This window comes from Streptomyces globosus (genome assembly GCF_003325375.1).
GTDB lineage: Bacteria > Actinomycetota > Actinomycetes > Streptomycetales > Streptomycetaceae > Streptomyces > Streptomyces globosus_A.
Map to the genome: position 1 here is coordinate 56244 of NZ_CP030863.1, position 21878 is coordinate 78121.

Here is a 21878-nt window from a genome sequence, read left to right on the forward strand (position 1 = left end):
CTTGTCAGGGCATAGGGAAGGGCGGCGAACCCGTCGTGGGGTTCGCCGCCCTTCGTGCTGGTGCGGAGCGGGTGGGTCAGCGGTTGCTGTAGAAGGTGCGGTCGGCCATCTCGATGCCGTCGGGCATGTTATTGGCGGCGTCCGCGACCGAGCCGTAGTCGGCGATGTGCGCGTCGGCGGTCTCGTGGAAGAGCGTGGACATCTCCTCGCACTCCACGGCCATGGCTTCGGCTTCGTCCTTGCAGGACCGCATCACGGTCGCCGCTTCGCGGTGCTCGTTGACGGTGGACTGGTCGACGCTGAGGGCGGCGGCCTGGTCGGCGAGCCGGTCGACCGACTTCGCGCAGTCCTCCACGTACTTGAAGGTGGAGCGGACCTGGTGGGAGAGGCCCGCCATGGTGGCGCTGGCGGCGGTGAGCTGCGCGACGACGATGCCGAAGCGGACGGCGCCGACGATGGCGGAGCCGGTCTTCTGGAGAGCACCGCCGATGACGGGTACGAGGTCGGACACGGTGGTTCTCCTATTCGACGTGGTAGTCGCGCTCGGCGGGGGCGGCGTGTCCGGCGTCGCGGACGGCGTCGGCGAGCGGCTTGTGGCGGCGCTCGGCGTTCTCGCCGGCGCTCGCGATGGCCTCGGAGGCGGCGGGCAGCTTCTCCGCCAGGGCATCGGCCTTCGCCTTCACGCTGACGGCCTTCTCGGCGAGGATCAGGACCCAGCCCTCCAGGACGCCGGGCACCTTGAGGTCGACGATCTTCTCGTGCAGGGCCTCCAGCCGCGTCATCATCTTTTCGCAGCCCTCGGCGGCGGCGCGGGCCTCGTCGACGCCCGCCATGATCTCCTCGGCCATGTCGGCGTCGGATTCGATGACGTCGTAGATCGTCAGGTCGCTGTCCGCGTACTGGGTGTTCGGTGCCTTCGTCGGGACGGGCACGGTCACCACGGTTCCTCCTTTTTGTGCTGCGGGAATCGCTCCGGCGGGAACCCCGGCCCGGCGGCGCGCCTCACGCTGGCGTGCCTCCCAGACCTGGCCGCCGGCCTGTTCGACGGTGATCGTCGTGCCCTCGGCGTAGCCCCAGCCCGGCGGTGGGCCGAACCCTCCGGCCGGCGCCGATGCCGGGTCGGGGCCGGCCGTCGTGGCCGAGCTGGTGGAGCTGGACGGGTCCGGCTCCGGCTTCCCGGAGCGGCGCGCTCCCGCCCGCTCCCACCAGCCGCGCAGCGAACGGCGCCGCTCGCCCTTCGGCTTGGAGGCCGGGCCGGTCGGCGTCGGCCCCGTCGTGCTCGTGCTGCTGGTAGGACCGGCGGGCGCGGGCTTCCGCGGCTTCTTGGTGAGCTTGACCTTCTTGCGCAGGTTCACCTTCGACGTCGGCGTCGGCCCGGCGGGTGCGCCCGGCCCCGGCTTCCGGGGCTTCTTGGTGAGCCGGACCTTCTTGCGCAGGTTCACCTTCGGGGCCGTACCGGCCGCGGTGGTGGGCTTGGGCTTCTTCGTGAGGCTGACCTTCGGCCTCGCGGTACCGGCCGGGGTAGTCGTGCTGGGCTTGGGCTCCTTGGTCAGGTCGAGCTTCGGCCCGCTCGGCGTCGCCGTCCCGGCCGGGGCCGGCTTCTTCTTCCCCCTGTTCTTGCCCTTGGGGACCGTGGTCAGGACCGGCGTCAGGTGCTTGCGGCGCTTGTTCAGCCGCCGCTCCGATTCCGCCGCGATAGCCGCCGGGAGGGTGACCCGCCCAGCGCCCGTGCGCTTCGGAGGGCCGCTGACGCCCGGCTTCCTCCCGCCCTTCTTGCCCTTGCGGCCCTTCGAGGGCGCGGGCGAGGACGGCCGCTTGCGGCCCGGCTTCGAACCCGTCCCTGACGAACCGGGCTTCGTGCCCGTGCCCGTCCCGGGCTTCGTGCCGGATGAGCCCGGCTTCGTCCCCGTGCCCGAGCCGGGCTTCGTCCCCGTGCCCGAGCCGGGCTTCGTCCCCGAGCCCGTGCCGGGCTTGGACCCGGACGAGCTGGTCTTCGACCCGGGGCCGCGGCCCGGCTTCGAGCCGGAGGACGGTGTGGCGCCGCCGCCCCCGCCGGACTTGCCGGAGGAGCCGGGAGTGCCGGTGCCGTTCTTCGGCTTGGGGCCGTTGCGGATCCGGTCGGCGGCCCGGTCCCGGACAGCTCCGGAGAGGCTGCCGGAGTTGTTCCTCGTGCCGGTTGTCGGGGTCTTTCCACCCCCAACTCCGGGCTTTCCGCCGCCCTTTGTCCCGGAGGTCTCCAGGGCGCCCCTGCGGCCTCCGCCGCCGCCTCCGCGCCCGCCGGTGCCCAGTGAGGGCGTACGGCCGCCAGAGCCCCCGCCAGGGGCCTTGCTGGGCGTCTTGGATCCGGAGGCGACCGGCGACTTGGAGCCGCTGGGGGAGCGGAACGTGCTGGGCGCGGAATTCTTCCCGGAGTTTGTCCGGCCGCCGCCGCCACCTGATGTGCGGGTGCTTCGCCCGAATTCTGGCCCGGGCTGCAAGCGGCTTTTCTGGCGGGCCGCTTCCAATCCGATGGCGACCTTATCGGCCGCCGCCTGCTGTTTATCCGCAATGGCCCGGTGGTGTTCGTGGCGGGCTTTCAGATAAGCGGCGACATTCCATGCGCCGCGCATTGCGGCGACGGTAATACCGGCCATCATCACCACGGACATGGCGGCGATTCCCTGCCCTTGCGAACTGCCCGGGATTCCGGGTTCCGCGTGTGCGGCCGTGGTGTCACCGGCTCCACCGACGTCGGAATTCCCGGCGACCAGCAGGGAGGGCGGGGGCGCCAGGGTGGGCAGGGCGGTCAGGGTCGGGGTGTCGGCCCCGGGGGCCGGCGGGCCGCTGCCCACCGGCCCCGGGATCGTGAGCCCGCCGGGGAAGCCGAGGACGGTCCCCCCGGCGTCGTCGTCGGCCATCGGCCGTCTCCATTCGATCAGTCACTCCGGGTCACGGATCCGGGGGCCTCACGCGCGCGTATAGGCGCGCATGTTGGAACCCCCAGATTCATGGAGTGAGGCGGTGATGATGAGCTGTGGTGAGCGCGGAGCGTTACGACGAGGTCGGCCGGCCCTGCTGCTCCGTCGTCCAGCCCTGGAGCAGCAGGACCAGGTCGGCCCACGCCCTGTCGTCGGTGCCCGCCAGGAGGCGGGCGAGGTCCCACAGCGCGGTGGCCCGCGCCTTGTTCGTGGTGGTCTCCGCCAGGCGCTTGTTCCAGCGCGCCGTCTGGCCCTTGGAAAGGTGAGCAGCCATATGTCAGGCCCTCTTTTCCAGGAAATCCAGGAAGGTGTTCTGACCGCCGTCCGTGCCGGTCTTCTGCACAACTCCCTTACCGTCGCCGGTCGGCTCGACCAGGGCGCTGGTGAGGCCGTTGAGGTGTCCGGCGGTGTTGACCGCGCGGGCGGTGGCCAGGCCCTTCTTGTGAGCCTTTTCCAGCTCCTTCTTCTCCGCCTTCTTCTCACGCTTGGCGGGCAGTTCGACGTAGCGCCGCTGGAATTCGGGGTCGAGCTTTCCGACGTGGTTTACGGCGGTCCGCAGGTCCTTTTCGAGCTGCGCCAGCGGGCGGGAGGCGAGATAGGCCCGGATTCGGGCCTCGAAGGGCTTGTCTCCGTCGAACTGGATGTTCTCCAGGTCGGCCCGGTACTCGCCGAGCAGGGCCCTGACCTCGTCGGCCATCTGCCGCAGCCGCTCGCGCTGCTGGGCGGCGTAGACGGCGGTGCCGCCGGGCTTCATCAGGTGGTCCGAGGTCCACCGGTTGCTGTTCTCGGGCATGGCAGAAGACCTCCAGGTCTCGGGGTGGGGAGGGGGAAGGGATTCGTGGGTCCGTGTCCCCGAGGGGTGCGTGCGGGGCCGGGGTGGTGCTCGGTTGGGGCGGGCGGTCCGCGCCCCGCTCGGGGCGGGTGCGGACCGCGGGCCTGCCGGCCGTGGCCGTCACCGGTCCGCGCTCACGCTCGGGGGAGCGTGGGCGCGGGCCGGGGGCGACCATGAGCGGCAGGTGCGGTGAGCGCCGGTGGGCGCTCAGGCGGGGCGGTGAGCGCGGTGGGCGCTCAGGCGCTCACCGGGACGCTCGCCCCGGCGCTCACGTTCGCGCTCGCCGGGGCGCTCGGGGTGCCCTCCTCGACCTGCTCGCGCAGGCGCTGGGCGGTCGGGCGGGAGACCGGCTCGTCGGACAGGCCCGCTGCGGTGAGCGCGTCGCGGATCTCCGTCCACTGCGGACGGCGCCCGAGCTCGGTGTAGAGGAGCCGGATCCGATCGTGGCGGCGCTCGGTGAGCGCGTCCCGCTCGCTGTTGCTTCGACCGCCCTCCGCTCGGTGAGCGTCCTCGCCCTCCACGGGGCGCTCACCTCCGTGAGCGCGTGTGGTGAGCGCCGGGCGCTCGCGCTCACCCTGAGCGTTGCCGGAGGTGAGCGCGCTCACCTCGGGGTGAGCGCCGCCCGGTTCCGGGTGAGCGTCGGCGCTCGCCTCCACCCGCTCGACGGTGTGAGCGTCCTCGGGGGTGAGCGTGTCGGCGAGCGCGGCGGGCGCGCTGCCGAGCTTGAGCGCCATCCGCTGCTCCAGCGGCGCCTTCCACCGCCACAGCAGACCGAACTCCTCGCGCAGCCGCGCTCGCAGCCAGGTCTCCTGCTGGAGGCGGGTGAGCGCCTCGTCGTAGGAGGTGATCTCCCACAGGATCATCCGGCGGCGAAGCCGGGCGGTGGGGATCGGGGCGAGGATCCAGCGCGAGCGCCGCACCGTGTCCATCCTGACCTTGCCGGTGACCGCGCCGATCTTCGTGGCGTACACGTGGGAGGCGATCTCCGAGAAGACGACCCAGAGCAGGGTGAGGGCGGCGTGCCCGATGCGGCCGGCGGCGGAGTCCGAGGCGTTCCAGTTGAGGTAGACGGTCACCGCCGTCAGTACGCGGGGCACCCAGCGGATCCAGCGCAGCTCCATCCCCATCCGGATCAGGATCAGGTTGGCGCCGGTGAACGCTGGGATCGCGACGTCGATGCCGACCGGCAGGAGCCACGGCCACTCCCAGCCCCACGCCGCGGCCTTGGCATCCAGCGCGGTGTAGGAGGAGAGCAGGCCGAGGGTGGAGACGACCGCGGCCGCCAGGACGATCCCGACGACCAGGAGCAGTTCCTGCCCGGACAGCGGCGGGACACCGCCGGCGGGCCGGGCCTCGTCCCGGGTCTTGCGGCGCTTGGCGCGGGATTCGGCCCGGATCTCCCGGCGCCGCGCCCGGCGCACGGTCCGCTGCGTCGCGGCCTCGAGGATCCGCTCGGCCTCGGCCAGGGCCAGCGCCGCGGCGGCCTGGTCGGCCGCGGCCTTCGCTTCCGCCTCCCGGGCCGTCTTCGCGTCCGTCTCGGCCTGCTCGCGCAGCCGGGCGACGTCCTTGTCGGTGGCGGCCCTCAGCTCCTCGGCGCTCTTGCGGGCGTCGTCCAGGGCGCGGTCGGCGTCGGCGCGAAGGCCGGCGGCCATCTTCTCCGCCCCGGCCCGCATCTGCGCGGCCTGCTCGTCCGCGCTCCGGCGGGTCCGCTCCGCGTCGGCACGGGCCCGCTCCAGGAGCTCCTCGGCGTCCTTGGCCGCGCGCGTACGGGCGTCGGCGGCGGTGCGCTCGGCCTCGGCCATGAGCTTGGTGCGCTTGTCCGTCGCGTCGGCGAGGACCTGCGCTGCTTCCCGGCCGGCCTCCGTACGGACCTGCTCGGCGTCGGCAGCCGCCGACGTCAAGGCGTCCTGCGCCCGGCGGTTCGCGTCAGCCAGGACCTCCTCCGCCTTCCCGGCCGCCGCCGTGGTGAGGGCGTCGGCCTCGCTGCGCGCGTCGGCGAGCAGCTGCTCGGCGGCCGACTCGGCGTCGGTCGCGGCCTCCTGGCGGATCCGGTCGGCGGCCTCCGCTGCGGTGGCCAGAGCCTCGTCTGCCTTGCCGGTCGCTTCGGTGGTGAGGGCCTCGGCCTTGTCCCGGGCGTCGGCGAGCAGCTGCTCCGCCGTGGTCTCCGCGGCCGTGCGGGCCTGGTCGGCAGCGGTGGCGGCGGCGGCCAGGAGGCGGGCCTTCTCGGCGGTGGCCTCCTCGGTGAGGGTGGCCGCCTCCGTGCGGGCGTTGTCCAGCAGTTCGGCGGCGCGGGTCTCGCCCGCGGCGACGATCCGGGCGGCGTCGGCGGCGCCCTGGGCGCGGAGGTCGGCGGCGCGGTCGGCGGCGTCGGCCAGGACCGGGTCGGCCTCCTCGTGGACCGGGGGCACGGCGGTCTCGGCGGCCTGGGTGCCGGCCTGGCTCGGGACGGTGGCCGCGGGGGGCTGCGGCCGGGCGGGGGTGCGGGGCTGCCGCTTGGGCTGGGCCCGGCGGCGGGCGTTGGTCTTGGTGGCCACGGGGGGATGTCCTCTCGTACGTTCCGGCGCCTCCGTGAAGAGGGGCACCGCGGGGCAGCGTCGGTCGGTAGGGTCAGGACCAGGTCCTCCGAGGCCCCGGCAGCTTCAATGCCGGGGGCTCGGGGGACCGCTGTGCTGCGGGGCTGGTGGGTCAGTCGCTGGCGGGTAGCTCCGGGCGGCGGTTGGCCGTCTCGTGCTGCTGGGTGAGCCAGGCCATCGCGGCCGCCGTCATCTCGTCCGCCGCGCCCGCGGTGTTCAGCGGGGCGGTGTCGATGTCACGCATCGCGTCGGCCGGCGGCAGCAGCCGCATGTACTCGCTCTGCGCGTCGTTGACGAAGCCGCCCTGCACCGGCAGCAGGGCGTAGCGGACGCCGCCGGAGACGTAGGTGTTGACCCGGCTGATCCGGCAGACGAACGTGTGGTTCGGCTCGCCGCGCCAGAACCGCTCCGGGTCGCGGTAGAGCACGAAGTCGTCGCGCTGGAACGAAACGGCCTTGCCCTTGGCGGTCGCGGGCTCGGAGAAGGCGTGCATACGGGCTCCCTGGTTCAGTGGTCCGGACTGTCCGGCTCCCAGTCACCGCCCGACCCGGCCCGCCGGGATTCGGCGGGCCGGTGCGGGCGGATCAGGCAGCCGTTAGGCCGACCACGCGGTGCCGTTGGCCAGGGACGCCGCCGCGCGGTAGACGGCCGCGCTGGTCTTCCCGCTGCGCGTCGTGCCGCCGATGCGCGGGTGGGCGTCCCTGAGGAGGGGGAGCGCGGTGTCCACGGCGCCGGTGGGCCGGTGCGGGGCGACGATCCGGCCGTCGGGGAGCAGCTCGCCGGTGTCGTCGAAGACCACCAGGGCGTTGCAGAGAAGGCTCCAGCCCTGTTCCGGGTGGGCGGCCACGACCTTCGCGGCCTCGCGGTCCGTGCTGTCGGCCGTCGGGCACGCGGGGCTGTGGGTGCAGAGCGATTCCGGCAGCCGGGTGGTGGCGGCGGCCGTCGCAGTGTCGGTGCTGGTACGCATGGGCTCTCCTGCGGGGATGCGGGCCCGAGACTCTCCCGGGCGGGAGGCGTGCGAAAGGCCGGCTGCCCGTGGGGCGACCGGCCTGGTGGAGCAGCGCGGTGCGGGAGCGGAGTTGGGTTTCCGTCCCGCACCGCGGTCAGTCGTCCGGGGCCTCAGCCGTGCAGGCGCCGGCCGAGGTCGTGGTCCTGGTTCGTGCGGCGCAGGTTGTCCTCCAGGCGCTTCTGGTCGGCCTCGCTCATGCCGCCGACCCCTTCTTCTTGTTGCTCCGGGCCCGGTTGCGGGCGGCGCGGCGCTTCATCGCCCGCCGCTCGTCCTCGGACAGGCCGCCCCAGACGCCGGAGTCCTGGCCGGACTCCAGCGCCCACTGCAGGCACTGCTCCATGACCGGGCACCGGCGGCAGACCGCCTTGGCCTCCTCGATCTGCAGGAGCGCCGGGCCGGTGTTGCCGATGGGGAAGAACAGCTCCGGGTCTTCCTCGCGGCAGACCGCGTTGTGTCGCCAGTCCATGCGGATCACTTCCCCTGCCGGACGCGGCGCAGGGCCTCGTCCATGTCCGTGTCGGAGTCGCCGTTGTTCCGTGCGATGCTGGTACGCATCAGGTCTCCAAGCGGGTCCTGGACAGCCCCGGGGGTCTCAAGTCGCCGGGGCTGTCGCGCTGTTCAGGCTGTTCGTACGAGCAGCCGCGGCCCCGGCCTCCCCGATCGCTCGGGATGGCCGGGGCCGCGGTCGTTCGTGCGGGGGTTGGTCAGCTCGCCAGCCGCTGGACGGTCAGGTGGTCCGTCGGCACGCTTCGGGCTTCGGCCGGGGTGTCACCTGCGGGGACCGCCCGACGGGCCTTGTCCGCGTCGGCCACGCGGGGAAGCACCGCCTGCCAGTCGGCCTTGCGGCCAGCGGCCGTGCGCTCGGCGCGGGCCTGCAGCGCCCAATTGGTCTGGGGGCTGAAGGGCTTGGGCAGCACCGTGGTGGCGGTGCGGCTGGACGCCTCGGTGATGGCGTCGGTCAGGGCCTGGCGCCACTGGGGGATCGTGAGGTCCCAGTCGATGCGGCGGTTGCTGCCCCGGCAGTGGATCGCGTCGGCGATGTGGGCCTTGCCGGTGTGGTGCGGGACGACCTTCTGAACGCGGCTGTTCATGCCGGTGATCGGCACCCAGGTACCGCAGTCCTTGCAGACCAGGGTGGCCTGGAGCGGGTCGAGCAGGTCGATGTGCGAGGGCGGGAGCTTGGAGAGCTTGAGGGCGGGGCGGGTGCTGACCCGCTTCGTCCGGGTCCGGCGAGGGCGTTCCTTGGCGGTGGGCATCGCGGCGGGAAGGGCCATGGGGGATCTCCTCATGTGTGAAGGAAGGGGAGAGGTGCGTCGCGGTGCTCTCTCCGCCCACCAGGCCGAGCGGGTGACCCCGGCGTCCTGACGGACGGACAGCGCATAGCGCTGCGACGTGCAGTAAGTAGTCGAGAACCCGGAGGATTTGATGGTGCCATCAACCCCGGCCCCCTCTTGCGAGGTGGACGACTCTTACGGTCTTGCGGGTGTCACTCGGTGTTCCCGGAGGACCACCGCCTTACGTACATCAGGTTGCATCAGGTACCCTCATGTGTCAAGCGGTATAGTGAGGCAACCAGATGAACCTGAAGGAGGCGAAGGCACATGTCCGGGCCGCCCCGAGCCGATAACCGGCCGCCGTACGCGCGCATCGCGGGCCACTACCGCGACCGGATCAGCTCCGGGGACCTCGCACCCGGCGATCTCCTGCCCAGCATCAAGACGCTGGCCACCGAGTGGAACGTCAGCACCGCTACCGCGGACCGTGCGATGCGGCTGCTGCGCGAGGAGAAGCTCGTACAGGGCATCCCCGGCGTGGGCACAGAGGTGATGGCCCGCCCCATCTCGCTGTCCTCCGGATCGGAGCGTCACGACCGCAGCAGCAAGACCCAGTCCTCTTGGGGCGTCGGCGAGAAATCGTCCGGCCACACCGCCGGCATAGTCGAAGCTCCAGAGGACGTTGCGCACGCGCTTGGCATTTCGCCTGGTGACGACGTGATTCGCCGCAGCCGTGTCTACCGGGACGATCACGGCATCGTCTCCCACTCCACGTCCTGGATCCCCGCCGAGTTCGCTCGGGTGCTGCCGGAACTCGCGCGCAGCGCGCGACTCAAGGGCGGGCTGTCGCTCGACTTGATCGCTCGGGCCACCGGACGCCAGGTTGCTAAGCGGATCGACGAGGAGTCGGCGCGCATCGCCACCGCCGACGACCTCAGGCTCTTGGAGCTGGAGGCCGGCACCACCGCAGCGATCCTGGTCCTAACCGCCCGCTTTATGGACGCCGATGGCGAGGTGCTGGAGTACGGCGTGGACCTGGGCGCCCCGGGCCGCACGCGCAGGACGACCTCGGAGGTCCTGCGTTGACCGCACGCCTCTCCGAAGCCCTGTCCGGTCGGCCAGATCCCGCGCCGCGGGCGATCCTTCTGTCTGGTCTGCAGGGATCCGGCAAAACAACCCTCGCCCGAGCTCTGGAGCAGGCCGGGTTCCGGCGCCTCTGTCCGGACGAGGAGATGTTCCGCCGGTACGGCCACTACGGCAGGGATTTCCCCCGGGGCGAGTTCAAGGTCCGGGAGGCCCCCGTGCTCAAGGACATCGCTCTTGAGCTCGAGGAGCTCCTGGGGGCCGGACACGACGTCGTGGTCGACCACGGCTTCTGGACTCACGAAGAGCGGTCCCACTGGGCCGCCACGGTGATGGGGGCCGGCGGCGTGCCTGTCCTCATCTACCTGCCGGTGCCGCACGAGGTGCGCTGGGACCGGATCCGGCAGCGAAACGAGCAGTCGCTGGTCGACGCCAACAGCATCGAGTTCAGCGAGGAAGACCTGCTTCGGCATGCGGGCCGCTTCGTCCCACCGGCCGACGACGAGCCGCACATCGTGTACGACGGTCACCCGGAGCACGTGCTGGCGAAGCTCCGCCGTGCGCGTCCTTCCACGCATGAGGGCCCGCATTGACTCCCGCCTCCCTGCAATCGAATGTGCGAACTTGTCGATCACCAGGGTGGGATGAGGGAGCATGACCACACGAGGTCCGGCGGCGGACCGGTCCTGGACCAATCCCGGACAAGAAGCGGACCGCTAGCGGACCAGGGCCCTTGCTCTGCTGACTCGGCGTCGCTTGCGACTGACACTGAGGGCGCAGAGCACGATTTCGTGACTCGGGGAGGACCGGTGGCAGGCAGCGCCAGTCAGGGGGATCCGCGGACGAGACTGGAGTACCTGCTGCGGCAGCAGCCGCGCACGTACGATGAGATCGTCCGGGACTTCGGGCAGCTCGCTACGAGGCTCGGGGAGAACGTCACCCTGAGCACCCGGCACTTACGCCGGCTAGCCAGTGGTGAGCGGGCCAGTACCACCCCTGTCATGCGCCGTGTTCTGCAAAGCATGTTCGGCATGCCGCTGGAAGAACTCCTCGCCCCCTGGGTGGGGTCCTTACCGGCGGTCGACGAACCGACCGGGCTGATCCTGGCGACAGGAGGGCCCACTGCGGACAGGGAGCTGATCGAGATGGCTGCACGGCGAGCCAAAAGCTTCGCTTTCACGGCGGGGCAGACCGACCTCACGGCCGACGTGATGGAGCAGGTCCACGCGGATGTCCAGAATCTGGCGATGGACTATCCGCAGCGGCCGCTGTCGGAGCTGTTGCCGGACCTCATCACGACCCAGGACACGATCTACACGCTGCTGGAGCAGCAGCGTCGCCCCGCGCAGGCACGCCAGCTGTACTTCCTCGCCGGGGTGACGGGCGGCTTGCTTGCCAAGGCGAGCCACGACTTGGCGGACCCGCACGCGGCACTCACCCAGGCCCGTACCGCGTTCGTGTGCGCGGACCAGGCGGACCACAACGGGCTTCGGGCCTGGATCCGCGGAGTCCAGTCGCTGGTGTCTTACTGGGCCGGTCGGACCAGGGAGTCGGTCCGCTACGCCCAGTCCGGCGCCGAGTTCGCGGCGGTCAACTCGTCGAGCGTCTGGCTGCCCATGAACGAGGCCCGTGCCCATGCTGCGCTCGGCAACGCGAATGCGGCCCGCGCCGCGATCGAACGCGCGGAGCGCGCCTGGGACCTTGTCCAGGAGGACGAGGTCGACGAGCTCGGCGGCCTCTGCCTATTCGGCAGGACCCGGCAGATCTACTACGCGGCCGAGGCCCTCTCCTGGCTGCCTTCTCAGAGCAGCGTCGCGAACGACTATGCGACCCGCGCCGTCGCGGCCTACGAGGACACCAGTTCGCCCGAGTGGGCTTTCGGTGACCAGGCCGGAGCACGCAGCGCGCTGGCTATCACGCGCATCCAGATGGGCGAGCTGGAAGGCGCGACCGAGGCCGTGGCGCCGGTCCTCGACCTCGCTCCCGAGCAGCGCATCAACGGGATCGTGAACGCGACCCAGCGCGTACACCGCGCTCTGCGCGATTCCCCGCTCGGAGAGGACGCGTCGGGGCTGCAAGAACAGATCGAGGCGTTCACCCGTACCCCGCTCAAGTCGCTGCCTCGCTAGGAGCCCCCCGTTGACGTATCCGATCCACCTCGTTGGCGACCAGGTCGCGCTCAGGGAGTTCGCTCCCGGAGACGTCGACGACGTCCTGGCCATCATCGGCGACGACCAGGTCACCCAATGGCTGTCCTTCGACAGCCGCTCACGGGCCGAAGCCGTCGCCATGGTCGAAGGCGCAGTCGCCCGCGCGCAGGAGCAACCCCGCACCGAGTACTACCTTGCTGTGACGCCCAAGGGCGAAGACCGCGTCGTCGGCTTCGCCCGCATCGCGTTCGCCGGCACCCAGGCAGGCAAGTTGGGCTATGCGATTGCCGCCCAGGAGTGGGGCCGCGGGTTCGCCACGGATGCAGCCCGATGCCTGACCTCCTACGCCTTCGCTGAGCTCGGGCTGCACCGCGTCAGCGCCGCCATCGGCCCGTCGAACCTGGCCTCGATCGCCCTTGTCGAGCGCCTCGGATTCCAGCGAGAGGGCGTGCTCCGCGACCACGTGCACACCAACGGAGGCTGGCGAGACAGCGTGCTGTACTCGGTGTTGGAGAGCGAGTGGCGTCCGTAACCACCGCCATGGCGCTGTCTGAACTCACCCACTCGCCTGAACCTCTACGGCGCTGCACCAACGGCCCGAAATCCGTGCCGCGTTTGGGGCACCAAGTGGTTCTACCTGCGCGTTCTCAAGCCAGGAACGGAACAGTCGTCGGGGAAGGGCAGGGAGGAACAGGCGTCTCGCGCGACAACACCCTCGTTCTCAGTACCGTAGATCACCGAGGCCGTGTATCTTTTCAGGAAAGGTTTTCTAGGGTGGGGGTTTGTGATGTCGGATCCGCTGAGGCGAATTGACGCCCTGGTGGAGGAGGACACCCTCCCCTCACCCCGGGTCCGGCAGCAGCTGCGGCTTGCCGCCGGCCTCACGCAGGCCGAAGTCGCGGATGCCATCGGTGTCCAACGCGTCGCCGTCGCGCGGTGGGAGGCGGGACTCACCCAGCCTCACCGCGGCAACCGCCTGAAGTACGCCCACCTCCTCCGCCGGCTGGCCGAGAAGCACCCGGATGCCGCTGTCGAGGGGGCTTCCGATGAGGAGTGACCTCAAGGTTCAGGCCGATTTCGGGGTCGCCGACGCCGCCTTCGGTATCGAGGGGGTCGGGATGACCTAACGGCCATCGGCCGCGCGCGCCGATAGGTGGAGTGGCATCCACTGGCCCCGCGCGGCCCATCTCGCCGACCATCAGGTCGGCCGCCCAGTCCCCGGTTGGCCCCGGTTCTGGGCTCCAGCTCATCGAGCTGGTTCTTCTCCTGTACCACCCCGCCTTGGCAGGCGGGTCACTGGTCCGCTTGGCAGCGGGCCACCCGGCACGGCAGGTGCCCCTTTGGCAGGGGGCCCTCTGTCGAGCCACCGCTTCATCCCGGGCTTCGGCGGCTTTGGCAAACCGTCGGGCTCGGGGCTCCGCGTCGGCGCCCATCCACTCGGTGGTTGGGCGGTGGTGTCTCCATACAGAGCGTCGGCCGTGGTCGGGTCCCTTGGCAGGGGCCTGGTCGCGGTCGGGGCGATCCATATGAAGGTTGGTGTCCCCGTAATAGTGCACGACTTCGCCTCTCCTTGTCAGCTCGACCTTGTCCGATTCGACCTGATTCGAGCTCCCCGCGCTTCCCGCGTGACGGGATCAGCTGCCCCTGTTTGCACTGTTCACGGCATTAATCACGAAGATTCTTGGCGCCGGAGTGTCACACCGACCCCGGTCCGTGACACCTATACCGAGAGGGGGGCCCATGTCTTCCTGACGGCGCCCTCGGCCGTGGTGCTCCACAGCTCCGTCCCGCAGTGCGGGACGCGTTCGCAGATTCTGCCCGCCGGGCGGGAGGGAATCGGCTTCTCGCCGCTTCCCGGACTCTGTCCACAGGCTGCCTGCGCCAGGCTGCCGAAATGATCTCTTTCTCGTCCGTCCGGGTGGGCCGGTGAGCGCCGTGGCGGCGCCGGCCGCCGTGCTGATTCCTGCTTCGCGCCGTGCCGTCGATGACACCGACGCGGTCTCCGTGCTGCCCGGGCTGTTCGTGGCCGAGGCGTCGCAGTGGCTGTCGACGTCGTCGGGCCGGATCGCGCTGGACGGCTACTCGTGGATGCAGGCGGTCCACTGGGTCGCCGGGTCCGGGCTCTACGAGCCGCGGCGGCACCGGTCGCACGGGCCGCGCAGCTTCGGGCCGACGACCGTGCGCGTCGCCCAGGAGCTCGCACAGCTCTTCCCGTGCCGTCCGGGGATCGAGTACCTGGTGCGCCGGACCGGGCTGTCGGAGCGGACGGTACAAAACCACCTGCAGATCCTGCGGGAGACGGGGCTGCTCGCCTACATCGTCAAGGGCACCCGGGTGGCCGGCGGTCCGGCGCAGGCCAGCGAGTTCGCGCGGATGATCCCGACCGAGTTCGATGCCGCGCTGGGGATCCGCACGGTGCAGCGCGATGAGGACGCTCCGGCGTACACGCGGGCGGTGTCCGGGATCGCGGAGGCCGGCCGGGAGCTGATGGCGAAGCTGGCGAAGAAGGCGGCCCGGAAGGTGCGCAAGCCGCGCTCGAAGACGTCGTCGAAGGCCCCGGCGAAGGCCTCGGTGAGGGGTGCTGAGCAGGGGGGTGTGACGGCTGTTTCAGGTGAGGCCCGTTGCACCCCAATGCAGGTTGGTACCTCAGCGTCTTCTACTGCGGGTACTACTTCCCTCCCCTCTGAGAGCAAGCTCGCAAGCGGGCAGAGCAAGTCCCCCACCCCGAAGAAGGTCAAGCGCGGCCGCCGGAAGCTCAACAGCGTCGGGCGCCGTTTCCAGCTGGCCTCGGAGCTGATCCGCCAGGTGCCGTGGATGGGCCGAGCCTCGGTGCCCCGGATCGCCTGGATCCTCAAGGAGGTCTCGGACGCCGGCTGGACTGCCGACCAGGTGATCGCGTTCCTCGACCTGGGCGACGCCCCGGGCACCGTCCACCGCCCGTCGGGGTTCCTCGCCGGACGGCTGAAGGGGGCGGTCGCGCTGTGGCCGACCGAGGAGGGCCGCGAGCGCGCCGTCCAGGCGTACCGGGACTCCCGCCGCGCGGAGAAGGCCCGCCACCAGGAGTGGGAGGGCGACTGGACGCCGCCGCGCAGTGAGTCCGTCCGCCGCCTGGTCGCCGACGCGTTCGCCCCCCAGCAGCCGCAGTACGACCTCCCGGACGGCCACCAGGACGCGGGCGAGACCGGCCCCGATATGCCCGGCGAGGAAGAGCTCAAAGAGTTCCGGGCCGTGGCCTGGCAGGAGTTCATGCTCGGCAGGCCCGACCAGGTCATCACGACGCTCGACACCCTCGGCCCGGCCGCCGCTGAGCAGATCTACGGCCCCGAGCTGGTGCAGCGCGTACGCAAGCTGATCAGCGGCACCTCTCTGATGACCGTCGGACGCCGGTAGGAGGCCATGATGACCGAGACCCTGAACCCCACCACCAACAGCAGCAGCGAGCAGCCGGCCCCGGAGCTGTCCGGCGTCGACCTGGCCCGAGTCGCGCTGCACCAGGCGCGCGAGGCCGCCAAGGCCCGCGGCGAGGGCGGCACCCGCAAGGCAAAGCGCCGGACCAGCACGACGGTGCGGCGCGACGGCCGGGAGCCGACCGGGTTCGCCGCCGTACTCCAGGGCCTGATGGCCGACCGGGCCTGGGACATCCCGGCCGCCGGCGGAAGCATCCTGGACCAGTGGCCCAACATCGCGGCCGCGCTCTCCCCGAAGCTGGCCGCGCACGTGACGGCGGTCGCCTTCCACGCGGAGACCGGCCAGCTGGACCTGCGCCCGGACTCGCCCGCGTACGCAACGCAGCTGCGCCTGATCGGCTCCCGCATCGTCGCCGCGGCGAACGACGCGGCCGGCACCCAGGCGGTCCGCACCCTCCGGGTCCTGGCCGTGGGCAGCGCGACGGCCCCGGCACCTCGTGAGGCGGTCGCGGCTCCGACGGCGGCGGCCGCGGCCGAGGCCCCGGTGAAGACCCGCGACATGGCCACGCCAGGGTTCCACCGCGCGCTCGCCGCCCACCAGGCCGTCCCGCGCATCCAGCACGTCAGCTCGGGCGACACCCAGGCGATCGAGCGGCAGAACCAGGCAATGCGCGAACTCAGCCGCCGCGCGTTCCCCGAGCCCGCCGTCGTTCCGGACGATGCTCCGGCCCCGATCGAAGCCGGTCCTTGAGGTGCACCCGCATCTCCTCCTGCGCCCAGGGCGCAGAGCGCTGGGAGGGGAAGCAGATGCACTCCATCAGGTAGCCGACCTGGCCCACCGGGTCCTCGGGGTGCTCGGTGAACGCCCGGGCCACCTGCTGGAAGAGGACCAGCGCCTCCTTCTGGTCCGCCTTGTCGTACTCCGACGGCCCGACGTAGTGGACGCTGTCGTGCTCGATGACGTGAAAGCTCACGCGACCTTCTCCTCCGTAGTCGTCCCCGCGGCCGCGAGGAGCTTCATGTGCCACTCACCCACCGACCGGCACATCCGGTCGACGGCCTCGAACTGCTCCAGGGGCAACGCCGCAACCACATCGGCCGGTTCGTACCCCAACGGCTTCTCCAGGGCCTTCGAGACCCGCAGGAACGCCTGCAGGAGCTGCTCCTGCTCGGAGGCCGGCTCCTCGTACTCGTTCCGCTCCCACTGCCGCTCCTGCACCCGCGCTTTACGCAGCCCGGCGGACACGGTCTCCAGTACCTCCAGCCCCCCCTCCTGAACCAGGGCCTGGACGAACCTCTCTTGCTGCGCAGGATCCTCGGCGATGGCCTGCGCGACCGCACCCAACGCCGCATCGAGGTCCACGGCCGACGCCGCCGGCCCCTTCCCCTCCTCTGCCTGCGAGGCTGCACCGACTCCCAATCCGACCGCCTTGCGGTAGTCCTCCTCATCGAGGCAGGCGAGCCCCATCCGCTCCGCCGCACCCAGCCGGTTCAACAGCACATCGACCCTGTAGCTGCGATCCGCGTCATTGACGACGCATGCGGCTTTGAGCGTCTCCCACGTGACATGCACGGACGACGTGGCGAGCCGGCTCCGGAGCGGCTGCCCAGCCGTTTTGGTTACCCGCAAGTAGCGTACGAGCGTGTCAGTCGAGTACTTCAGCTCGTTGGCGAGCGGCGCCAGGGCGTCAGCTGCGCACTGGTCGGACTCCTCCGTGATCTCGGCGCACACGTCGCCGAGTTCGAACTTCGCGGCGATCTGGCTACGGCCGGAGGCGAGGTCCTGGGCCGCGGCCGCTTTCGCGCGTTTGAGCTGGTCGGGCCTGAAGGGGGCCCGCTCGCCGGCACCGGGCTCGACCCAAAGGTTGGTGGTCATGCCGCCGATGGTCCGCCCCGCTACTGACAGCCAAAGGGCGGTAGAACGTTCACTCAGGGCATATCTATCTCAAGCTTCACCAATAAGGAGTAAAAGTAACAAATATCCTTATGTCATTTCAACTGCTCTCCACTCGTTGGGAATGGGAGGGCCCCCGCGGCCGAGTCGCAGCTGCGTGGACAGAAGCCGTTCTGGTTACACCGCGAGCCGTACTCCAGCGCCTGGCAGGCCCGCCGATCGGATGTGCGCCAGCGGCGACGCGCTCACGGGGCTCGGCGGCAGCCGTCAGCTCGACGCCGGGTTGTGCTGCGGGGGCCGACTCCAGTCGGGGGCGACCCAGGCCCAGCCCTCGGGGCTGAGGGACAGAAGTTGCTCGGCGTAGGGGAACCGGTGCAGGACGTGCCCGTCCCTCGTGGGGAGCACCATATTGAGGCACAGGGACGGGCCGAGAAGGCCACCGAGGCTCGGATCCGCGGCCGAAAGCCACGACAGATCGCCGATGTCATCGCCGACAGTGGACCGGGCTGTGCGCCGCGGGGCTGAGTCCCGAAAAGGCTAACGCGGCCATCCAGCATCCGAGCGTCGATTTCCCCCCGGGTGTCGCAACCGCCGCATGGTGGAGCGCGGTGCGGGCGCCCGTCGTCCAGCCGATCTCGCCCTAACAGGGGCGGCAGTTGACCAGGAAGCCCAGGCGAGCCAGCTCCTGAGCGAGGAAAACCAGCAGAACCGATCAATGTCGCTTCGAGGACGTGGAGATAGCGGCGATGGCCACGGTTGCGGTGGTGAAGACGACCGTGATGCCCGCGGCTGCCGCGGTCAGCGGTGCGGCGAGCGAAGGGTGCACAGCGGTCAGGTACACCAGGCCGGCTCCGAGGAGCAGGAGGACCAAGACGAAGACCAGGATCAGGAAGGCCCACACCAGCGAGGGCCGCCTGGGAGCAGCATCAGGCGTCTGGGCCCGTTCCGCGGGGGTGTGCTGCTGTCCGGGGGATGGGGCGGGAAGCGTCATGGTGGATCTTCCGGTTTCGGGCATGCGTGATCGCATGCGATGAGTGGGTGTGCGGCTGCAGCAGGGGGATGTCGCCTGTGCGGCTCGTCCGCGGGGTGCCGCAGTTACGGGCCGCCGGAGGATGGGGCGAGGCGCAGGGGCGTGTCGGCGGCGCAGGTCGGCCAGCGGCGGCCGGGGAGGGCGGCCACGGTCCGGTCTGGGTGGTCCTGGCTCAACAGGGGGAGTCGGGACCACCCAGGTGTGGGGCCGGGGTGTCAGCGTGTGGCGAGGTCTCGCGGGAAGCCTGAGAGGAAGGCGCCGCGGGCGTTGTCCCAGGGGATTTCGCTGGCGAAGGCTTCGGCCAGGGCGGTCTCGGTGTGCACGGGCTTCGGGAGGTGCTCGTCGAGCGTGAAGCCGAGCATCTGGGCGAAGGCCCGCCACACACGGGCGTCGGGGGTCAGCCCGACTGCCGCATGGTGGGCGGCAAGGAGATGGGCTGCGAGGGGGTCGCCCGCACCGGCCGCGAAGCGCCACCAGTACAGGGCGCTGTCCCGCTTGCCGAGGGTGTAGAGGAGGCAGGCGTAGGTCCGCGCGCCGGCCTGGTCGAAGGTGTCCTGGAAGTCGGCCAGCCGCTCCACGTCCTCGGAGCGCAGGACCACCTCGCACAGGGCGCGCACGTGCGCCAGTACGGCGGCCGGGGCCACTGAGGGGTCTGGCACGATCATCGGGGTCGGCCGCCGGCGGACCGTCCGGCGGGGCCGGGGCCGTACGGAGGTCTGGCCGCGGGTATGCGCGGGCGGGGTCTGTGCGGGCGCGGAGACCTGCAGCCGCGGGGCGGGCGCGTCGGCGTGTGCCGACGCGCCGTCCTCGGCCGGCTGGGCGTGGCATACCCGCGGGGGCCGCTGGGCTTCTTCGCGGATTCGGACCGCCAGGCGGTGCAGGAGTCCTCCGGGTTCGCGTTCGTCGTAGTGGCCGTGGAGAGCCTGCGCGTCGGCTCGCAGCATCTCTTCCAACATCAGGAGTCCCCTTTCCCCGCCTCAGGGAGGTTCATGAGGTCCCGCAGCTTCGCCAAGCCGAGGGACACGTTCGTCTTCGCGGCGCCTGGAGTGATGTCCAGGTACTGCGCGACGTCGTCGTACGCCAGGCCCGCCATGTGCCGAAGCCGCACGCAGTTGGCCTGCAGGAATGCTGTTGCCTCCAGCTGGTCCATGGCCGCGTCCAGCAAGTCGTACTGGCCCATCTCCATCAGGTCGTCGGCCGTGGGAGGGTCCGACCGGGCGGCCTCTTCGCGGCGGGCCTCGCGGGCCCGGCGCCGGTAGAAATCGGTCAGCGAGTTCTTCAGCATCCTGTAGGCCATGGCCCGCGGGTTGGAGTGCGCCAAAATGCGATCCCACTTGCGGTACATCTGGTAGGCGGCCTCCATGACCGCGTCCTCGGCGTCTTGGACGTTGCGCAGCCGGGAGTAGGCGATGCGGAGGAAGTCGCCCTCGTACTGGGCGAGGAAAGCCTCGAAGGAGGCCGGAAAGGCCACCGGGTCGGGCTTCGTCAGCTCGTTCTCCCACGACGAATCGGTCACCGTTCCCCCTCCAGATCGTTCGGCGACCCCGCGGCCGCGTCGTGGAATCCGGCTCCGCCATCGGGGCGCCGGTAGTTGGTCCGCCGTGCGGTGGCGCGCGGCGCGGTAGTCGGACGTACTGCCCTGGCCTGCGAGGCGGTGCGTGCTATCGGGCGCGCGTCGGCGCCCGTGCTCGCGGCGGTCATCCGGTAGGCGCTCGCCTGTGCGAGCGTGTACCGGGCCAACTGGTGCCCCACGGACCCTCCTTACGTGTGCTGTCGGGCCTCGGGCGCGTCTTCGCGACCCGAGCGGGAGACACTCTGCGTGCCCCCACAACCACACACCGACACGGACATGCGCTCGGGTTAACCGCAGGACAACCGTTCTCGCCGAATCGCAAGGCTCGCAATCGCGGCGACGCCCTCACCAGCAACAACCCCGACACGCCGTGATGCACATCACAGAGTGCGCGGGTTTCAGCGCCACAGCGCGCCACCCGGCGCACAGGGGGCGCACATAACCAGACCAAGGGCAAAGCCCATCGCACACCCTCGGCTGGTCCAGGTCGGGTGGGCGGCGGGATCGGACGGCCGGCGGGTGGATGGGCCAGCCAGGCTGGCTCGCCCCCTCATCTCGAGGGTGGCGAACGCGTTGGTCGCGGTCGCTCCTAAGGGCTGTCCCGTAAATGATCTCCGAGTCGTCTCAGGCATGGTCGGCTGCGGTGCGGCCCGCTGGTCTATCCGACGAGGGCGAGGTTGTGCATGCGGGCGATGCCGAGCATGGCCTGGTGGACGCCGTCGCCTTTGAGGCGGCAGTCGCGGAGGATCTTCCAGGTCTTCATACGGGCGAAGACGTGCTCGACCCGGGCGCGGACGTGCTTGTGGGACCTATTGTGGTCCTCTTTCCAGTCCGGGAGTTCGGTCTGGCCGCGCTGCCGACGGTGCGGGATGACCAATCCGGTGCCCGGGTAGCCGCCGTCGGCGATCGTGGTGGTCTTCCCGACGGCGGCTTTGGCGCCGGATTCCTCCCATGCCTTGCAGTCGTTGCGGTTCCCGGCGAGCGGCTGGCCGACCACGACGACCAGGCGGGTGTCGGCGTCGATCACGATCTGGTGGTTGGTGGAGTACCGGTAGTTCTTCGACCGCTCGGCGATGGTGTGGTCGCGGGTGGGGACCAGGGTGCCGTCGACGATGAGCACGGTGTCCTTGGCGAACCGTTTGCGGGGCTGGAGCGCGAGCATCGGCCCGAGGTGGTCGATGATCCGGTCCGCCGCCGACTTCGACACCCCGAACAGCGGAGCGAGTTGCCGCATTGTGAGGTTCGTTCGCCAGTAGGCCGCGACCAGCAGGGCACGATCCCCCAGCGGAAGGCTCCACGGCCGGCCCTTGCGGACCGCGTCCGCACCCTGGCGCCGCAGAACCGTTACCAGCTTCCCGAAAGCGCGAGGGCTCAGCCCGGAGAACGGGGCTATCCAGGAAGCTTCCGACGCCGTGATCACACCAGCCATACCAAGATCGTTTCATGGCGTGGCTGGCGGCTCGGCCCACCTCTCAGCTGCCGCTCAGCGGAGACTCCCACGTGGGGTCGTGTCGGGATCTCCTCGTGAGGTGGGCCAGGAGGTGCTCCGCCGCGATGGAGGCAGTGTCTTGCGGCGCGCCGACTGCGGTCAGGGCGGCGATAAGCCTTGCTGATGCTGTTTCCGGCACGTCCGGGTCGGTGAGGAGGGGAAGCAGCAGCAGGAAGCGGGTGGCCGTGTCCTGGACGCCTTCGTCCGCAAGCGACGGACTGTCAGCGATCCGGATCAGTTCGTGCCATATCAACCCAGTGCCCGAGAAATCTCCGTCCCAGCTGGCGATCTGCTCGGCGTAGCTTCTGCCTGGATGGGTGAGGAGGTAGTCGGTGCCGTAATCGCCATCCAGGTTGCGGCAGATCACCACGGCTCCGGGGCCGTCTTCTGCCGGCACCCTGAACGCTGGCCAGCGCCCAGGATCGAAGAGGACCTCGGACAGGGCATCGACATCGGCGCCGTCCTCGCCGAACCACTCTGGAACCGGGCGCTCGGGACACCCCCCGTCGCTGCACATCGACAGGAGGTAGTTCGACCAGAAGCCCGGGTGGACCAGCAGTGACTCGCCCGGCACCAACGGGCCGACGTCGTATCCCTTGATCAGCAC

The 21878-nt window shown here is 70.8% G+C and carries 23 protein-coding genes and 1 pseudogene; 7 read left to right on the top strand and 17 right to left on the bottom strand.

Going from position 1 to position 21878, the window contains the following annotated elements; translation table 11 throughout:
* Positions 1–76: 76 nt before the first annotated feature.
* From C0216_RS30905 to C0216_RS30950, 9 genes and pseudogenes are all read right to left on the bottom strand, one after another.
* Complete coding sequence (locus tag C0216_RS30905; protein ID WP_114059075.1) at positions 77–511, bottom strand: hypothetical protein; 435 nt, start codon at positions 509–511, stop codon at positions 77–79.
* Between the two features lie 10 nt (positions 512–521).
* A complete protein-coding gene (locus C0216_RS33685; RefSeq protein ID WP_162793350.1) occupies positions 522–2897 on the bottom strand; it encodes a hypothetical protein in 2376 nt (791 codons plus the stop codon).
* A gap of 133 nt (positions 2898–3030) precedes the next feature.
* Positions 3031–3231: a hypothetical protein gene (locus C0216_RS30920; protein WP_114059078.1), complete on the bottom strand. Its 201-nt coding sequence runs from the start codon at positions 3229–3231 to the stop codon at positions 3031–3033.
* A gap of 3 nt (positions 3232–3234) precedes the next feature.
* Complete coding sequence (locus tag C0216_RS30925; protein ID WP_114059079.1) at positions 3235–3750, bottom strand: hypothetical protein; 516 nt, start codon at positions 3748–3750, stop codon at positions 3235–3237.
* Positions 3751–4025: 275 nt separating this feature from the next.
* Positions 4026–6323, bottom strand: a complete 2298-nt coding sequence (locus tag C0216_RS30930; RefSeq protein WP_114059080.1) for a DUF2637 domain-containing protein — start codon at positions 6321–6323, stop codon at positions 4026–4028.
* Between the two features lie 151 nt (positions 6324–6474).
* Positions 6475–6855, bottom strand: coding sequence for a hypothetical protein (locus C0216_RS30935; protein WP_114059081.1), 381 nt, complete (start codon positions 6853–6855; stop codon positions 6475–6477).
* 228 nt (positions 6856–7083) lie between these two features.
* Positions 7084–7329 (bottom strand): annotated as a pseudogene (locus tag C0216_RS34820) (DUF5999 family protein); the annotation flags it as partial.
* Positions 7330–7564: 235 nt separating this feature from the next.
* The gene (locus tag C0216_RS30945) at positions 7565–7837 is read right to left on the bottom strand and encodes a WhiB family transcriptional regulator (RefSeq protein ID WP_114059083.1); all 273 of its coding nucleotides are present in this window, start codon (positions 7835–7837) and stop codon (positions 7565–7567) included.
* 238 nt (positions 7838–8075) lie between these two features.
* Positions 8076–8645 (bottom strand): hypothetical protein, encoded by a 570-nt coding sequence (locus C0216_RS30950; RefSeq protein ID WP_114059084.1) that lies wholly within the window; start codon positions 8643–8645, stop codon positions 8076–8078.
* Between the two features lie 327 nt (positions 8646–8972).
* Between C0216_RS30950 and C0216_RS30955 the strand changes: the two genes are divergently transcribed.
* The 7 genes from C0216_RS30955 (at position 8973) to C0216_RS30985 (ending at position 16036) form a co-directional block, all read left to right on the top strand.
* Positions 8973–9731 carry a GntR family transcriptional regulator gene (locus C0216_RS30955; RefSeq protein WP_114059085.1) on the top strand — a complete coding sequence of 253 codons (759 nt, stop codon included), beginning with the start codon at positions 8973–8975 and terminating at the stop codon, positions 9729–9731.
* On the top strand, positions 9728–10321 hold the full coding sequence (locus tag C0216_RS30960) for an AAA family ATPase (RefSeq protein ID WP_114059086.1): 594 nt from the start codon (positions 9728–9730) through the stop codon (positions 10319–10321). Before C0216_RS30955 ends, C0216_RS30960 begins: the two co-directional genes overlap by 4 nt.
* A gap of 408 nt (positions 10322–10729) precedes the next feature.
* Positions 10730–11857, top strand: a complete 1128-nt coding sequence (locus tag C0216_RS30965; RefSeq protein WP_246042995.1) for a hypothetical protein — start codon at positions 10730–10732, stop codon at positions 11855–11857.
* Between the two features lie 10 nt (positions 11858–11867).
* Positions 11868–12410 carry a GNAT family N-acetyltransferase gene (locus tag C0216_RS30970; protein ID WP_246042997.1) on the top strand — a complete coding sequence of 181 codons (543 nt, stop codon included), beginning with the start codon at positions 11868–11870 and terminating at the stop codon, positions 12408–12410.
* Between the two features lie 255 nt (positions 12411–12665).
* Positions 12666–12935: a helix-turn-helix transcriptional regulator gene (locus tag C0216_RS30975; RefSeq protein WP_114059087.1), complete on the top strand. Its 270-nt coding sequence runs from the start codon at positions 12666–12668 to the stop codon at positions 12933–12935.
* 869 nt (positions 12936–13804) lie between these two features.
* Positions 13805–15268: a helix-turn-helix domain-containing protein gene (locus tag C0216_RS30980; RefSeq protein WP_246042998.1), complete on the top strand. Its 1464-nt coding sequence runs from the start codon at positions 13805–13807 to the stop codon at positions 15266–15268.
* Positions 15269–15277: 9 nt separating this feature from the next.
* Entirely contained in the window at positions 15278–16036 is a 759-nt protein-coding gene (locus C0216_RS30985; protein ID WP_114059088.1) for a DciA family protein, read from the top strand.
* On the opposite strand, the gene C0216_RS33690 is transcribed toward C0216_RS30985, so the two are convergent.
* From C0216_RS33690 to C0216_RS31020, 8 genes are all read right to left on the bottom strand, one after another.
* Positions 15963–16259: a hypothetical protein gene (locus C0216_RS33690; protein ID WP_162793351.1), complete on the bottom strand. Its 297-nt coding sequence runs from the start codon at positions 16257–16259 to the stop codon at positions 15963–15965. The two genes, C0216_RS30985 and C0216_RS33690, sit on opposite strands and share 74 nt — an antisense overlap.
* Positions 16256–17161, bottom strand: a complete 906-nt coding sequence (locus C0216_RS30990) for a hypothetical protein (protein ID WP_114059089.1) — start codon at positions 17159–17161, stop codon at positions 16256–16258. The genes C0216_RS33690 and C0216_RS30990 overlap by 4 nt, the downstream gene beginning before the upstream one ends.
* 285 nt (positions 17162–17446) lie before the next feature.
* Positions 17447–17587 carry a hypothetical protein gene (locus C0216_RS33695; RefSeq protein ID WP_162793352.1) on the bottom strand — a complete coding sequence of 47 codons (141 nt, stop codon included), beginning with the start codon at positions 17585–17587 and terminating at the stop codon, positions 17447–17449.
* Between the two features lie 304 nt (positions 17588–17891).
* Positions 17892–18170: a hypothetical protein gene (locus tag C0216_RS30995; protein WP_162793353.1), complete on the bottom strand. Its 279-nt coding sequence runs from the start codon at positions 18168–18170 to the stop codon at positions 17892–17894.
* A 254-nt stretch (positions 18171–18424) separates the two neighbouring features.
* Complete coding sequence (locus C0216_RS34825) at positions 18425–19165, bottom strand: hypothetical protein (protein WP_246043000.1); 741 nt, start codon at positions 19163–19165, stop codon at positions 18425–18427.
* Positions 19165–19725, bottom strand: a complete 561-nt coding sequence (locus tag C0216_RS31005; protein WP_246043001.1) for an RNA polymerase sigma factor — start codon at positions 19723–19725, stop codon at positions 19165–19167. Before C0216_RS31005 ends, C0216_RS34825 begins: the two co-directional genes overlap by 1 nt.
* Before the next feature lie 715 nt (positions 19726–20440).
* The gene (locus C0216_RS31015) at positions 20441–21211 is read right to left on the bottom strand and encodes a transposase (protein WP_114059092.1); all 771 of its coding nucleotides are present in this window, start codon (positions 21209–21211) and stop codon (positions 20441–20443) included.
* Positions 21212–21254: 43 nt separating this feature from the next.
* Positions 21255–21878 (bottom strand): hypothetical protein, encoded by a 624-nt coding sequence (locus tag C0216_RS31020; protein ID WP_114059093.1) that lies wholly within the window; start codon positions 21876–21878, stop codon positions 21255–21257.

Excerpts from the sequence above, each read along its gene's own strand:
- C0216_RS33685 (WP_162793350.1), bottom strand. The coding sequence starts at position 2,897 with ATGGCCGACGACGACGCCGGGGGGACCGTCCTCGGCTTCCCCGGCGGG.
- C0216_RS30920 (WP_114059078.1), bottom strand. The coding sequence starts at position 3,231 with ATGGCTGCTCACCTTTCCAAGGGCCAGACGGCGCGCTGGAACAAGCGC.
- C0216_RS30925 (WP_114059079.1), bottom strand. The coding sequence starts at position 3,750 with ATGCCCGAGAACAGCAACCGGTGGACCTCGGACCACCTGATGAAGCCC.
- C0216_RS30935 (WP_114059081.1), bottom strand. The coding sequence starts at position 6,855 with ATGCACGCCTTCTCCGAGCCCGCGACCGCCAAGGGCAAGGCCGTTTCG.
- C0216_RS30945 (WP_114059083.1), bottom strand. The coding sequence starts at position 7,837 with ATGGACTGGCGACACAACGCGGTCTGCCGCGAGGAAGACCCGGAGCTG.
- C0216_RS30950 (WP_114059084.1), bottom strand. The coding sequence starts at position 8,645 with ATGGCCCTTCCCGCCGCGATGCCCACCGCCAAGGAACGCCCTCGCCGG.
- C0216_RS30955 (WP_114059085.1), top strand. The coding sequence starts at position 8,973 with ATGTCCGGGCCGCCCCGAGCCGATAACCGGCCGCCGTACGCGCGCATC.
- C0216_RS30965 (WP_246042995.1), top strand. The coding sequence starts at position 10,730 with ATGCGCCGTGTTCTGCAAAGCATGTTCGGCATGCCGCTGGAAGAACTC.
- C0216_RS30975 (WP_114059087.1), top strand. The coding sequence starts at position 12,666 with ATGTCGGATCCGCTGAGGCGAATTGACGCCCTGGTGGAGGAGGACACC.
- C0216_RS30985 (WP_114059088.1), top strand. The coding sequence starts at position 15,278 with ATGACCGAGACCCTGAACCCCACCACCAACAGCAGCAGCGAGCAGCCG.
- C0216_RS30990 (WP_114059089.1), bottom strand. The coding sequence starts at position 17,161 with ATGACCACCAACCTTTGGGTCGAGCCCGGTGCCGGCGAGCGGGCCCCC.
- C0216_RS33695 (WP_162793352.1), bottom strand. The coding sequence starts at position 17,587 with ATGGTGCTCCCCACGAGGGACGGGCACGTCCTGCACCGGTTCCCCTAC.
- C0216_RS30995 (WP_162793353.1), bottom strand. The coding sequence starts at position 18,170 with ATGACGCTTCCCGCCCCATCCCCCGGACAGCAGCACACCCCCGCGGAA.
- C0216_RS34825 (WP_246043000.1), bottom strand. The coding sequence starts at position 19,165 with ATGTTGGAAGAGATGCTGCGAGCCGACGCGCAGGCTCTCCACGGCCAC.
- C0216_RS31015 (WP_114059092.1), bottom strand. The coding sequence starts at position 21,211 with ATGGCTGGTGTGATCACGGCGTCGGAAGCTTCCTGGATAGCCCCGTTC.